The sequence below is a fragment of the Mycobacterium scrofulaceum genome, assembly GCF_002086735.1.
GTDB lineage: Bacteria > Actinomycetota > Actinomycetes > Mycobacteriales > Mycobacteriaceae > Mycobacterium > Mycobacterium scrofulaceum.
In genome coordinates, this window is the sequence record NZ_MVIJ01000009.1 from 107371 (window position 1) to 120807 (window position 13437).

11 protein-coding genes and 1 tRNA gene are annotated in these 13437 nt (G+C 69.9%); 5 read left to right on the forward strand and 7 right to left on the reverse strand.

The genetic code is table 11. The features are described from left to right. Positions 1–24: 24 nt before the first annotated feature. A complete protein-coding gene (gene topA, locus BST44_RS08525) occupies positions 25–2832 on the forward strand; it encodes a type I DNA topoisomerase (RefSeq protein WP_083176575.1) in 2808 nt (935 codons plus the stop codon). A gap of 49 nt (positions 2833–2881) precedes the next feature. Here topA and BST44_RS08530 read toward each other — a convergent pair whose 3' ends face one another. Continuing rightward, positions 2882–3364 carry an MPT63 family protein gene (locus tag BST44_RS08530; RefSeq protein WP_083176577.1) on the reverse strand — a complete coding sequence of 161 codons (483 nt, stop codon included), beginning with the start codon at positions 3362–3364 and terminating at the stop codon, positions 2882–2884. Between the two features lie 116 nt (positions 3365–3480). Next, complete coding sequence (locus BST44_RS08535) at positions 3481–5139, reverse strand: adenylate/guanylate cyclase domain-containing protein (RefSeq protein WP_142274412.1); 1659 nt, start codon at positions 5137–5139, stop codon at positions 3481–3483. A 106-nt stretch (positions 5140–5245) separates the two neighbouring features. Between BST44_RS08535 and BST44_RS08540 the strand changes: the two genes are divergently transcribed. Then, positions 5246–6463, forward strand: coding sequence for a DNA polymerase III subunit delta' (locus BST44_RS08540; RefSeq protein ID WP_083176581.1), 1218 nt, complete (start codon positions 5246–5248; stop codon positions 6461–6463). 52 nt (positions 6464–6515) lie between these two features. Then, positions 6516–6591 (forward strand) — tRNA-Thr (locus tag BST44_RS08545). Between the two features lie 24 nt (positions 6592–6615). On the opposite strand, the gene BST44_RS08550 is transcribed toward BST44_RS08545, so the two are convergent. Beyond that, positions 6616–8424, reverse strand: coding sequence for a hypothetical protein (locus BST44_RS08550; RefSeq protein WP_167380173.1), 1809 nt, complete (start codon positions 8422–8424; stop codon positions 6616–6618). Here BST44_RS08550 and BST44_RS08555 point away from each other — a divergent pair. Beyond that, entirely contained in the window at positions 8390–9334 is a 945-nt protein-coding gene (locus BST44_RS08555) for an NAD-dependent epimerase/dehydratase family protein (protein WP_142274413.1), read from the forward strand. The two genes, BST44_RS08550 and BST44_RS08555, sit on opposite strands and share 35 nt — an antisense overlap. Before the next feature lie 63 nt (positions 9335–9397). Here BST44_RS08555 and BST44_RS08560 read toward each other — a convergent pair whose 3' ends face one another. From BST44_RS08560 to BST44_RS08570, 3 genes are read right to left on the reverse strand one after another with little or no spacing between them, the layout of a single operon-like run. Continuing rightward, positions 9398–9748, reverse strand: coding sequence for a DUF2304 domain-containing protein (locus BST44_RS08560; protein ID WP_083176584.1), 351 nt, complete (start codon positions 9746–9748; stop codon positions 9398–9400). 13 nt (positions 9749–9761) lie between these two features. Further along, positions 9762–10463 (reverse strand): polyprenyl-phospho-N-acetylgalactosaminyl synthase PpgS, encoded by a 702-nt coding sequence (gene ppgS / locus BST44_RS08565; protein ID WP_083176586.1) that lies wholly within the window; start codon positions 10461–10463, stop codon positions 9762–9764. 23 nt (positions 10464–10486) lie between these two features. Next, on the reverse strand, positions 10487–11764 hold the full coding sequence (locus BST44_RS08570) for a hypothetical protein (RefSeq protein ID WP_083176663.1): 1278 nt from the start codon (positions 11762–11764) through the stop codon (positions 10487–10489). Between the two features lie 91 nt (positions 11765–11855). On the opposite strand from BST44_RS08570, the gene BST44_RS08575 reads away from it, so the two are divergent. Next, on the forward strand, positions 11856–12941 hold the full coding sequence (locus BST44_RS08575) for a DUF475 domain-containing protein (protein WP_083176588.1): 1086 nt from the start codon (positions 11856–11858) through the stop codon (positions 12939–12941). On the opposite strand, the gene BST44_RS08580 is transcribed toward BST44_RS08575, so the two are convergent. Beyond that, positions 12942–13430 (reverse strand): inorganic diphosphatase, encoded by a 489-nt coding sequence (locus BST44_RS08580; protein ID WP_083176590.1) that lies wholly within the window; start codon positions 13428–13430, stop codon positions 12942–12944. Positions 13431–13437 lie beyond the last annotated feature (7 nt).

Genomic DNA, 13437 nt, shown 5'->3' on the forward strand with positions numbered 1-13437 from the left:
AGCAAGGATGGAGCGTAAGCGTAGTTGGCCGACCCGAACCTCAAGGACCGCGAAAGCGGCCGGACTGGGAGCCGTAGGCGACTCGTCATCGTCGAGTCGCCGACGAAGGCGCGCAAATTGGCCGGCTACCTGGGCTCCAACTACATCGTCGAATCCTCGCGCGGTCACATCCGCGACCTGCCCCGCGCCGCGGCCGACGTGCCGGCGAAATACAAGTCGGAGCCCTGGGCGCGGCTCGGTGTCAACGTCGACCACGACTTCGAACCGCTGTACATCATCAGCCCGGAGAAGAAGAGCACCGTCAGCGAACTCAAGGGCCTGCTCAAAGGCGTCGACGAGCTCTATCTGGCCACGGATGGTGACCGCGAGGGCGAAGCCATCGCCTGGCACCTGCTGGAAACCCTCAAACCGAACATCCCGGTCAAGCGGATGGTGTTCCACGAGATCACCGAACCGGCCATCCTCGAGGCCGCCGAGAACCCCCGCGACCTGGACATCGACCTGGTCGACGCGCAGGAAACCCGCCGCATCCTGGACCGGCTGTACGGCTACGAGGTCAGCCCCGTGCTGTGGAAGAAGGTGGCGCCCCGGCTGTCGGCGGGCCGGGTGCAGTCCGTGGCCACCCGCATCATCGTGCAGCGCGAACGCGACCGGATGGCGTTCCGCAGCGCCTCCTACTGGGACATCGTGGCCCAGCTGGACGCCAGCGTCTCCGACCCGCAAGCCGCACCGCCCATCTTCACCGCCCGGCTGACCGGCGTCGACGGGCTGCGCGTGGCCACCGGGCGCGACTTCGACTCGCTGGGCCAGCTGCGCAATAGGGGCGGCGAAAGCCCCGTAGAAGTCATGGTCCTGGACGAGGCCCAGGCCACCGAGCTGGCCGCCGGCCTGCGCGGCGCCCAGCTGACCGTCGCCTCGGTGGAGGAGAAGCCCTACACCCGCCGGCCCTACGCGCCGTTCATGACGTCGACGCTGCAGCAGGAGGCGGGCCGCAAGCTGAGGTTCTCCTCCGAGCGCACCATGAGCATCGCCCAGCGGCTCTACGAAAACGGCTACATCACCTATATGCGTACCGACTCGACGACGCTGTCGCAGTCGGCGATCAACGCCGCGCGCACCCAGGCCCGCCAGCTCTACGGCGAGGAGTACGTCTCGCCGTCCCCGCGGCAGTACACCCGCAAGGTGAAGAACGCCCAGGAGGCGCACGAGGCCATCCGGCCGGCCGGCGAGACCTTCGCCACCCCCGACGCGGTGCGCCGCGAGCTCGACGGCGACGAGTTCCGGCTCTACGAGCTGATCTGGCAGCGCACCGTGGCCTCCCAGATGGCCGACGCGCGCGGGACCACCCTGAGCCTGCGGATCAACGGCACGGCGGGCGACCGGCAGGTGGTGTTCTCGGCCAGCGGGCGCACCATCACGTTCGCCGGTTTCCTCAAGGCCTACGTGGAGACCGTCGACGAACTGGCCGGCGGCGAGGCGGACGACGCCGAGAGCCGCCTGCCGCAGCTGACGCAGGGCCAGCGGCTGGATGCCATCGAGCTCACCCCCGACGGCCACGCCACCAACCCGCCGGCCCGCTACACCGAGGCGTCGCTGGTGAAGGCGCTCGAGGAGCTGGGCATCGGCCGGCCGTCGACGTACTCGTCGATCATCAAGACCATCCAGGACCGCGGCTACGTGCACAAGAAGGGCAGCGCCCTGGTGCCCTCCTGGGTCGCGTTCGCCGTAACCGGTTTGCTGGAACAGCATTTCGGGCGGCTCGTCGATTACGGCTTCACCGCCGCGATGGAGGACGAGCTCGATGCGATCGCCTCGGGTCAGGAGCGGCGCACCGACTGGCTCAACCGCTTCTACTTCGGCGGCGACCACGGGGTGGCGGACTCGGTGGCGCGCTCGGGTGGCCTCAAGAAGCTCGTCGGCGTCAACCTCGAAGGCATCGACGCGCGAGAAGTCAACTCCATCAAGCTTTTTGACGACGAGCAGGGTCGCCCCGTCTACGTGCGGGTGGGCAAGAACGGCCCCTACCTGGAGCGCATGGTGGCGGGCGACGAGGGCGAGCGGACCCCGCAGCGCGCCAACCTGAACGACTCACTGACACCCGACGAGCTGACCCTGGAGGTGGCCGAGCAATTGTTCGCCACCCCGCAGGAGGGCCGCTCGCTGGGCGTCGACCCGGAGACGGGTCACGAGATCGTCGCCAAGGACGGCCGCTACGGGCCGTACGTGACCGAGGTTCTCCCGTCGCCGCCCGACGAGGAAGAGGGCGGCGCCCCGGCGAAGAAGGGCAAGAAGCCCACCGGTCCCAAGCCGCGCACCGGTTCGCTGTTGCGCAGCATGGATTTGCAGACCGTCACCCTGGAGGACGCGCTCAAGCTGCTGTCGCTGCCGCGGGTGGTCGGCGTGGATCCGCAGACCGGCGAGGAGATCACCGCCCAGAACGGGCGCTACGGCCCGTACCTGAAGCGCGGCACCGATTCTCGTTCGTTGGCGACCGAGGACCAGATCTTCGGGATCACCCTCGACGAGGCGCTGAAGATCTACGCCGAGCCCAAACGCCGCGGCCGGCAGGCGGCGGCCGCGCAGCCGTTGCGCGAGCTGGGCGCCGACCCGGCGACCGGCAAGCCGATGGTGATCAAGGACGGCCGGTTCGGGCCCTACGTCACCGACGGCGAGACGAACGCCAGCCTGCGCAAGGGCGACGATGTCGCGTCGATCACCGACGAACGCGCGGCCGAACTGCTGGCCGACCGGCGCGCGCGGGGTCCGGTGAAGCGCCCGGCGAAGAAGGCGGCGCGCAAGAAGGCCCCCGCCAAGAAGGCCGGCAAGCGTTAGCTCACGTCAGCCTTCTTGGGCCACAACGTGATCGCGGGCGGCGGCGGCCCTAGCCCGTCCACACGAGCAGGTCGCGGCCTCCCGCGTTGTACACGACGTTGTCCGGGTTCGGTCCGACCACGTCGAAGTAGAGCTTTCCGGTCTTCTGCTGGCCCTGTGGAAGGCTGGCCGGGTTGACCCCCTGCGCGGTCGCCACGTTGCCGAGCTCCGGGTAGTCCTGCCCGTTGGCGGCGCGCGCGTTGAAATCCGCGACTATCGGCGTGACCGTCCCTTTGATGGCCTTGACGGTGGCGGTCGCCTCCCACAGCTTGCCGTGCGGCTGGTACGGGATGGGGTCGTTGCTCGGGTGCAGGTTGCTGACCGTCCAGCCGGTGATGACGGCGCCGTCGGAGTCGTTGAGCTGTTCCTGGGTCCCGAAGCTTTGCCGCACCGGGTAGTTGTCGGCGGACGCGGTTGGGCCGCCGGCGATTCCGACGCCGGCCGCTGTTGCGAACGTCGCCAGAGCCGCCGCTGTCGAGCTGGCCAAATGCATGCTTCCTCCTGTGTTTCGCGATTTGGTGATGCGATAGGAGCCGTACCTCGACAGTGCCCGGCCAAACCTTCTCCATGGGAATTTGTTGCCAATGGGGATTTTTCCCGGGTCGTCAGTTAGCGCGCCGCTTGGCTGGAAACCCCTTTGGGTTGGCTCGTAACCTCTTGCAGCCCGGCCAGTTTCACGGGCCGGGCCAGCTGGGTGGGTGCCGTGCGGCCGCGCAGCTCGACCACCTCGCCCACGTCCCAGCACAGGGCCTCGGCGTCGAGCGCCCCACTGACCGCGATCGCCGACGCCAGCACGTGGCCGGCCTCGAGCTTGGCCAGCTCGGTCAGCCGGGCGGCCTCGTTGACCGGGTCGCCGATCACCGTGTATTCGAAGCGTGCCTGCGCGCCGATGTGGCCGGCGATCGCCCGGCCCGCCGACACCCCGATCCCGAATTCCGCCGAACCGATCACCGGAAGCAGCTCGTCGTGCAGCTCGCGGGCCGCCGCGAGCGCGCCGCCCGAAGCGTCGGGGTGTTCGATCGGCGCGCCGAAGATGGCCAGCGCGGCGTCGCCCTGGAACTTGTTGACGAAGCCGCCGTGGCGGCCGACGGTTTCGACGACCACCCGGAAGAACTCGTTGAGCAGGTGGACCACCTCGGCGGGCGGCCGGGTCGCGGCGAGCTTGGTGGAACCGACCAGGTCGACGAACAGGACCGCGACGTGGCGCTCCTGACCGCCGAGCTCCGTGCCACGCTCGAGGGCCCGCCGGGCCACGTCCTCGCCGACGTAGCGACCGAACAGGTCGCGGAGCCGCTGCCGCTCGGACAGGTCCCGCACCATGTCGTTGAAGCCGGCCTGCAGCAGGCCCAGCTCGCTCGCGTCGTAGATCTGCATGTGCGCGTTGTAGTTTCCGCGCTGCACCTCCGACAGCGCCCAGCGCAGCTGGCGCAGCGGGTCGGCGATCGACATGGCCACCAGCAGGGTGCTGACGAAGCCGATGCCCAGCGCCGCCAGCGCCAGCAGCAGGATGGGGGTGAACAGCTTCTCCGGCGTGGCGTGCAACAGCGACGCCTTGTCCGCCATCACCGCGAGCACGATCGCGAGCACCGGGACGGCGGTGGACAGCATCCACGTCAGGATCTGCCGCAGGATGACGCCGGGCGCCTGGACGTTCTCGGGCACGCCGCTGCGCAGGGCCGCCACCGCGACCGGCCGCAGCACGCGCTCGGACTGCAGGTAACCGATGATCGCGGTCGCCGCGGCGCCCAGCCCGGTGGCGACGGCCACGACGGGCGCGGCGAACCGGGCCACCGACCAGCTGGCGATGATGAACACCACGCCGCCGATCAACCAGGCCACCATGCTGATCAGCGTGCGGTAGAACGGCATCCGCAGGGCGCGGCTGCGGGCCAGCTCGGTGGCGGCCGGGTCGGCCTCGGCGAGCAGGTTGTCGCGGCGCTGCCAGCGGAAGACCGGCATCAGCAGCTTCAGGTTCACCATCCAGCCGGCCAGGAACAACACCACCAGGGCCGTCCCGAAGACGGCCAGGTTCAGGACCGGCAGATCCTGCAGCTGAATGCGATCCTCGGGGGGCAGGGCGTAGCGCAGGAAGCCGAGGACGAAGAGGGCGCCGATGATGTCGGCCTGCAGCATGCTCAGCGAGAACAGCGGCCACGGGGTACGCACCACCCAACGGACGAATGCGCTGATCCGCCCCGGAAGTGCTGCCGGTGTTGCCACGATCCCACCGTATCGGTCGGCAGGGACTTGTCGGAAACTTACAACCATCTCGTTTCGGCGCCCGTGCGGGCGAAAAGAGCGCGAATGTAACGGGATCGTCGCGATACGGTGGCCGATCGGTATCCGTCGGCCGCGGTGGCTACTGTTACCGGTGATGTCCGGGGTGTTTACGCGGCTGGTAGGCCAGGACGTGGTGACGGCCGAGCTGCTCGCCGCCGCCAGGGCCGCCCGCGGTGATCTGGTTCACAGCGACGCGGGCGCTCAGACTATGACACATGCGTGGCTGATCACGGGCCCGCCGGGGTCGGGGCGCTCGGTGGCGGCGCTGTGCTTCGCCGCCGCTTTGCAGTGCACCTCGGCCGTGGCAGACGGCGGCCCGGGATGCGGGCGGTGCCGGGCGTGCACCACGACCATGGCCGGTACCCATGCCGACGTGCGCCGGGTGATTCCCGAGGGGCTGTCCATCGGGGTCGACGAGATGCGCGCCATCGTGCAGATCGCGTCCCGGCGCCCGGCCACCGGGCACCGGCAGATCGTGGTGATCGAGGACGCCGACCGGCTGACCGAGGGCGCCGCCAACGCGCTGCTCAAGGTCGTCGAGGAACCGCCGCCGTCGACGGTGTTCCTGTTGTGCGCGCCGTCGGTGGATCCCGAGGACATCGCCATCACGCTGCGGTCGCGTTGCCGGCACGTCGCGCTGGTCACCCCGCCGACGGAGGCCATCGCGCGGGTGCTGGTCGACAGCGACGGCCTGAGCCCGGAAACCGCGGACTGGGCGGCCTCCGTCAGCGGCGGCCACGTGGGCCGGGCCCGGCGGCTGGCCACCGACCCCGAGGCCCGGGACCGCCGCGAACGCGCGCTGGCGCTGGTGCGCGACGCCGCGACGCCGTCGCGGGCCTATGCCGCCGCCGAGGAGTTGGTCGCCTCGGCCGAGGCCGAGGCGGTGGTGCTCACCGCGGACCGCGCCGAAGCCGAGACCGAGGAGCTGCGGACGGCCCTGGGCGCCGGCGGGACAGGCAAGGGCACCGCCGGTGCGATGCGGGGCGCCGCGGGCGCGATGAAAGACCTCGAGCGGCGGCAGAAGTCGCGCCAGACCCGGGCCTCCCGCGACGCGCTGGACCGGGCGCTGATCGACCTGGCCACGTATTTCCGGGACGCGCTGATGATTTCGGCGGGCGCGGCGGCGGTGCGGGCCAATCATCCGGACATGGCCGACCGGGTGTCGGCGCTGGCCGCCCATGCCTCGCCGCCGCGGCTGCTGCGCTGCATCGAGGCGGTCCTGGAGTGCCGCGAGGCGTTGGCGATGAACGTCAAGCCCAAATTCGCCGTCGACGCCATGGTGGCGACGTTCGGCCAGGAACTGCGCGACTAAGTTGGGTTGGCTGCGCCGCCTGCCGTAGACTCGTGCCGCCCGGCGCGGGTGTGCCGCCTTAGCTCAGTCGGTAGAGCGATTCACTCGTAATGAATAGGTCGGGGGTTCGATTCCCCCAGGCGGCTCCAACTTCCGCTCGGCGCGGGCGCGGCTCAGGCCGGCGCCAAGAAGCCCACCGGACCCGACGCGAGGCACAACGCCAGCGCGGTGGTGTTGGCGCGCACGGTGATCGCGTCCCCGGCGCCGGGCAACCGGGCGAAGACCCGATTGAGCCCCGGATGCACGGGGACCTTGACGTCGGGTCCCTGCGTCATCGAGAGCGTCATCGTCCCCTCGCTGTTGGCCAGGTAGTTGAGTTCGACGGTCCAGTCGGCGGGCAGCAGCGGCCCGTCGAGGACCAGGCGCGCCGGCTTGTCCGGCTGCGCGAAATAACCGCACCGCGGTATGGGCCCCGGCACGATGGTCCGCACCCAGGTCACCCGCGCCCTGACCAGCCGGCCCGAGCTGTCCAGCATCCGTAATTGCGTTGTGGCCGAGGCGAATTCGGGCCGGTCGCGCAGCAGGGCGAACATGTGGCCGGCGAGGTTCTCCGGTGCCGCGATGCGTTGCAGCACCAGCGGGTCGACCTCCTGGTCGAGCAGCGGCGCCGTCGACGCCGCGTGCGCGGCCGCCAGATCGGCCCTGGCGTTCTGCAGGTAAGGCTGGGCCGGGTTGTCCCGCCAGCTGGCCAGAAACGTCTTGGTCGAGAACAGGCTGCTCGCCACGAACAGGGCCGCCAGCCCCAACGTCACCGCCGTGCGCGCGGGTGAGGCGTCCAGCCAGCGCGGCCCGGCGGGCCGGTTCGGCGCGCAGAACGCGACGGCGGCCAGCAGCGCCAGCACGAACACCAGGTCCGGGAAATAGCGCAGCGTTTGGGCGAGTTCGAGCGCGGTCTGCTTGGACGAGCGCATCAGGTAGATCGGCACCTGGCAGGCGACGGCGTAGCCGACCGCGGTCAGCCACACCGGCCCGATGCGCCGCTTGCGCAGCAGCGACACCACCAGCGCGCCGGCGAGCACCAGCCAGCCGAGCGCCATCACCGCCGGCGGGGGCGTCGCCCACGGCGAGGCCGGCGCCCACCGGTCCCAGTGCCACGGGCCGCCGGCCAGTCCCGGGACGATGCCGTGGGTGATCGATCGCGCCAGCAGGTCCGCCGTCATCGCCAGGTCCGAACTCCACCGCCGCTGGTTGACCACGGCCAGATAGAGCCCGATCCATCCGGCGGTCACGGCCAGCGTCGCGACCCACAGCCGCAGCCCGGCCCGCCACACCGTCGCCGCCGCCGCGCGATCACCCTGCACGTGGCGCAGCAGCGCGGCCACCGCGAACGCGACGAACGGGATGACCGCGGCCTTCTCGAAGAACAGCAGCCCGCCGAAATAGGCGAGCGCGCCGGTCACGGCGTACCGCGGGCTGCCGGTGCGGACCAGCAGGATGGCGTCGGCGCAGACCCACGCCAGCGCCGCCAGCATCGGCAGCGAGTTCAGCGCCGCCGCCCACCACGCGAATCCGGGCACGCCCAGCGGCGTGAACAACGCGAACGTCAGCGGGATCAGCAACACCGGCCGCCAGCCGAGGATGACGTGCAGGGCACGCAACAGCGCCAGCGAGGCCAGCAGCTGCAGCACCAGCAGGCTGATCGCCGGCCCGGTCCAGTTCAACGGCGCCAGCCGGACGATGGCGCCGCCGACCAGGAAAGCGCCGGGCATGACGTGGCCGTCGTGGTCGTCGAACAGGTAGAACGGCGACAGCAGGTTGTGGGTACCGGCCTTGCCGATCAGGATCAGGTCGTCCCAGTAGAAGTAGCCCCCGAACGCCAGCGCCGCCCGTATCCCCAGCTGGGCGGCGATCAGCGCGACCGCCGAGGCCACTATGTATGGTGGGCCGGTGCGCGCACTGGTCACCGGGGCAGCCGGATTCATCGGGTCGACGCTAGTCGACCGCCTGCTGGGCGACGGTCACACGGTGGTGGGGCTGGACAACTTCGCCACCGGCCGCGCGACCAACATCGAGCACCTGGCCGGCAACCCGGATCACGCCTTCGTCGAGGCGGACATCGTCACCGCCGACCTGCAGGCCATCCTCGACGAGCACCGGCCCGAGGTGGTGTTCCACCTGGCGGCCCAGATCGACGTGCGGCATTCGGTGGCCGACCCGCAGTTCGACGCCTCGGTCAATGTGATCGGCACGGTGCGCCTCGCCGAGGCGGCGCGGCTGGCGGGGGTGCGCAAGATCGTGCACACCTCGTCGGGTGGATCCATCTACGGCACGCCGCCGCAATATCCCACCAGTGAGGACGCCCCGACTGATCCTGCTTCGCCATATGCCGCCGGCAAGGTGGCCGGCGAGATCTACCTGAACACCTTCCGCCACCTGTACGGCATGGACTGCTCGCACATCGCCCCCGCGAACGTCTACGGGCCGCGCCAGGACCCGCACGGCGAGGCCGGCGTGGTGGCGATCTTCGCCCAGGCGTTGCTGTCCGGCAAGCCCACCAAGGTGTTCGGTGACGGCAGCAAGACGCGCGACTACGTGTTCGTCGACGACGTGGTCGACGCCTTCGTCAAGGCCGCCGGGGAGGCGGGCGGCGGCCAGCGCTTCAACATCGGCACCGGCATCGAAACCTCGGACCGCCAACTGCATTCGGCGGTGGCGGCGGCGGTCGGCGGACCCGACGACCCGGAGTTTCATCCGGACCGATTGGGTGACCTGAGGCGGTCATGCCTCGACATCGGTTTGGCCGAACGGGTTTTGGGGTGGCGGCCGCGGGTCGGGCTCGACGAGGGCGTGCGCCGCACGGTCGAATACTTCCGCCAGACGCACACTGTTTGATCACGCTGCGCGGCTCGGGTGTGTGCTGGAAGCCACCAGCGCACCCGGGAGGCCGGGCACTGCCTACACGTTCGACGGCTGCTCGGGCGCCTGCGCGCCCTCCAGCGCCAGGGCACGGGCCAGCCGGGCGTAGCGCAGTTCCAGGTCCTTGAACCGCATGTAGGTGCTGAGCGTGGTGAAGCAGAACGCCATGATGAGCGCGTAGAGCATCAGGTCGGTGCCGCGGCGCACCCCGAACCAGTGCGCCACCACCGTGGTGTCGTCGGGCCGCAGCACCGCGTAGATGCCGGCCAGCACGAAGACGACGTAGCCGACCTTGACCCACGCCCGGGACCGCGCGTTCCTGCGGGACCGCAGCAGATAGAACAGCAGCGCGACGATCGACCCGATCAGCAGCACCTGAATCCAGTTCATCTGCCAGTCCCTTTCATCTCGGAATCCTGCCGCGCAGGAACCCGTCGAAGATGATGTTGACGCCGTTGAGCAGGGGCTGTCCCTTGGACTTCGAGTAGTCGGTGTAGAGCACTTCGACCGGTTGTTCGACCACCCGCCAATGGTTTTCGGTGATCAGCATGATGAATTCGTTGGCGTGGCTCATGCCGCTCATGGTGATGTCCAGCCCGTCGGCGACCTTCTTGTTGAAGACCCGAAGGCCATTGTTGGTGTCGGTCAAGCCAAGTCGGCGGCCACGCCGGCTCAGCCGCGCGGCGGTCCGCAGCACCAGCCGCTTCACGAACGGCGGCCGGCTGCCCACGTGCGCGCCGAACCGCGTGCCGATCACGACGTCGACGTCCTCGGCGCAGAGCCGGTCGACCATGGTCGCCAGGTCCTTGACCCGATGTTGGCCGTCGCCGTCGAACGTGGCGAACACCTGCGCCCCAGGTTGTTTGCGGGCGTACTCGACGCCGGTCTGGATGGCCGCGCCCTGCCCCAGGTTGATCGGATGGCGCACCAGGTGGGCGCCGGCCCGCCTGGCGATCTCACCCGTGTCGTCGATGCTGCCGTCGTCCACGCAGACGACGTTGTCGAAGATCGAGCGCACGTCGGCGACCACCTCGCCGATGACGGAGGCTTCGTTGAAGGCGGGGATGACGATCCAGGCGCCCGGGTATTTGGATGCGGTGTCCATTCAAGCCAAAAAGGTACACGCGATCAGCCGGCGAGGCGGTCGGCGCGCGCCAGCGCCACCAGGTGAACGCCGATTCCCACCAGCGGGCCGCACAGCAGGCCGACCACCGTGCGGGTCTGCAGCGGCAGCGGCAGCAACAGCAGCAATACCGCCGCCACCGTCGCGCCCACCCAACCCAGCGAGTACGCCCGGTGCAGCGCGGCCGCGACGGCGCCGGCGCCGGTGAGCGTCAGCATGGCGATCGCCACCGCGGCCGCCGTCAGCCAGGCCAGCAGCGCGCCGCTGGCCTGGTACTGCGGCCCGAAGGCGACCCGCAGCAGCCACGGACCCACAATCCCGGCCGCCGCCACCCCGACCGCGCCGATCCCGCCGACGATTCCGGCCGGGGCGATCAGGGCGCGGATCCGGTCGCTGCGCGCGTCGACGAAATGCGCGATCAGGTTGCCCTGCATGGCCGTCAGCGGCACCAGCAGCGGCGCCCGCGTCAGCGTGACCGCGAGAATGATCACGCCGCCTTCGGCCCCCAGCTGGTTGCTGGTCAGCTTGAGCAACACCGGAAATCCCATCACCAGGATCGCGCTGGCCCCGGCCGCGGTGATGGAGTGGGCCGCCCCGCGCAGGAACGTCTGGACGCCGCCCGGCGTCAACAGCCGCGCGGCGGCCCGCGCCGACGGCGAGGCCACCAGCACGATCAGCCAGGCGACCGCCCCCGCGACCGTTGCCCACAGGAAGCCGACGAGGCGCCAGCCCAGCACCACGGTGGCCGCGGCGACCGTCACCCGCATGACCGCGTCGGTCACCATCAGCGACCCGTACCCGGTCCACCGGTCGGTCCCGGCCAGCATGCCCAGCAACGTGGCGTGCACGCAGAAACCCGCCAGCCCGACGCTGAGCAGCGCCACGGACAGCCAGCGTTCCTCGACGAATACCCGCCCGGCCCACAGCGGCGAGCTGCCGGCGATCACCACGGCGGCGCCGACGCCGAGCAGCGCGGCGACCCGCAGCGGGCGGGTCCGCGGTTGGCCCCCGCCGGGAGCCGGTGCCGGGAGGTGGCGGGTCGAGCGGACCTCCCGGGTGGTCTCCTGCAGCAGCCCGAAAGCGGCGCCGGTGACCAGGCCGAACGCACCCCAGAACACCCCGAACAGGGAGAAGCCGCTCGGCGCCAGGTCACGGGCGGCCAGGTAGATCACCGCGTAGCCACACAGGGCGGTCACCGCCGTCGCGCCGGCGACCCGGGCCACGCTGGTGCGCGCGATCGGACCGGCGCCGCTGGGGGCTTGGGTACCGCCGACTTCGGGCATCGCCACAACTTGAAAATAGTAAGTGGCCGTGGACGCCCGTCCGCGGCGGCGACCTGTGTTCGCTATCGTGAGCGGCTGTCGGGAAGGATCCATGGCCGCCGTGCGCATCTTCGGGATCTCGCTGTTGCTCACCGTGGCGGCCCTTGTGCTCGGGTACGCCCACGGGGGGCTCAACGCGCTGCTCCTCCTGCTGGCCCTGGCGTTGCTCGAGATCTCGTTGTCGTTCGACAACGCCATCATCAACGCCGCAATCCTCAAGCAGATGAGCCCGTTCTGGCGGCAGATGTTCCTGACGATCGGGGTCCTGGTCGCCGTGTTCGGGATGCGGCTGCTCTTCCCGTTGCTGATCGTGTGGGTGACCGCGGGTCTCGATCCGGTCCGCGCGATGGAGTTGGCGCTGCACCCCCCGCCGCACGGCGCGCTGGAATTCCCTGACGGCTCGCCGAGCTACGAAAAGCTGATCGTCGCCGCGCATCCGCAGATCGCGGCGTTCGGGGGGACGTTCCTGTTGATGCTGTTTCTGGATTTCGTGTTCCACGACCGGGACATCAAGTGGCTCAAGTGGATCGAAATTCCGTTCGCCCGCATCGGGCGGCTGGGCCAGGTGTCGGTGGCGGTGACCGTTGTCGCGCTGGTGGTCGTCGGCATGCGGTTGACGCACTCCGGTGAGGAGCGCGCGACGGTGTTGACCGCCGGGCTGCTCGGGCTGGTGACGTATCTCGTCGTCAACGGCCTGAGCCGGGCATTTCGGCCCCCGCACATCGAAACCGCGGCCGAGGGCAAGGCGGTCGGCACGGCCGGCCTGACCCTGTTCCTCTACCTGGAGGTCCTCGACGCCGCCTTCTCGTTCGACGGCGTCACCGGCGCTTTCGCGATCACCTCGGACCCGATCGTTATCGCGCTGGGTCTCGGACTGGTGGGCTCGATGTTCGTCCGGTCCATCACCATCTTCCTGGTGAAGCAGGATGCGCTGGACCGTTACGTGTACCTCGAGCACGGCGCGCACTGGGCCATCGGGGTGCTGGCGGTGATCATGCTCGTGTCCATCGAACCGCGGTTCGAGGTGCCGGACCCGGTGACCGCCTCGGTGGGGGTGGTGTTCATCGGTGCGGCGCTGGGCTGGAGCGTGCTGCGCAATCGGCGCACCGCCAGGGCGGCCGCCGTGCGCGCCGGCTGATCAGTGCCCGTTTGACTTGAACCGCTCCACCGAGCGCTGCACCTCTGCTTCGGCTTCGGCGCGGTTCACCCAGTCGGCCGCCTTGACGAACTTGCCCGGCTCGAGGTCCTTGTAGTGGACGAAGAAGTGCTTGATCACGTCCAGCTCGAACTCGGGCACGTCACCGATGTCCTGGACGTGGTCCCAGCGGTGGTCGCCGGCCGGCACGCACAGAACCTTGTCGTCGCCGCCCTTCTCGTCGGTCATCCGGAACATGCCGACCGGGCGCGCCTCGACGATCACTCCGGGGAAGACCGACTGCGGCAGCAGCACCATCGCGTCCAGCGGGTCGCCGTCTTCGCCGAGGGTGTCCTCGATGAAGCCGTAGTCGGTCGGGTAGCCCATCGACGTGTAGAGGTAGCGGTCCAGACGCACCCGTCCGGTCTCGTGGTCGATCTCGTACTTGTTCCGCTGGCCTTTCAGGATCTCGATGGTGACGTCGAATTCCACCTCGTCG

Excerpts from the sequence above, each read along its gene's own strand:
- BST44_RS08530 (WP_083176577.1), bottom strand. The coding sequence starts at position 3,364 with ATGCATTTGGCCAGCTCGACAGCGGCGGCTCTGGCGACGTTCGCAACA.
- BST44_RS08535 (WP_142274412.1), bottom strand. The coding sequence starts at position 5,139 with ATGGTTGTAAGTTTCCGACAAGTCCCTGCCGACCGATACGGTGGGATC.
- ppgS (WP_083176586.1), bottom strand. The coding sequence starts at position 10,463 with ATGGACACCGCATCCAAATACCCGGGCGCCTGGATCGTCATCCCCGCC.
- BST44_RS08540 (WP_083176581.1), top strand. The coding sequence starts at position 5,246 with ATGTCCGGGGTGTTTACGCGGCTGGTAGGCCAGGACGTGGTGACGGCC.
- BST44_RS08560 (WP_083176584.1), bottom strand. The coding sequence starts at position 9,748 with ATGAACTGGATTCAGGTGCTGCTGATCGGGTCGATCGTCGCGCTGCTG.
- BST44_RS08575 (WP_083176588.1), top strand. The coding sequence starts at position 11,856 with ATGGCCGCCGTGCGCATCTTCGGGATCTCGCTGTTGCTCACCGTGGCG.
- BST44_RS08550 (WP_167380173.1), bottom strand. The coding sequence starts at position 8,424 with ATGAATCCGGCTGCCCCGGTGACCAGTGCGCGCACCGGCCCACCATAC.
- BST44_RS08570 (WP_083176663.1), bottom strand. The coding sequence starts at position 11,764 with ATGCCCGAAGTCGGCGGTACCCAAGCCCCCAGCGGCGCCGGTCCGATC.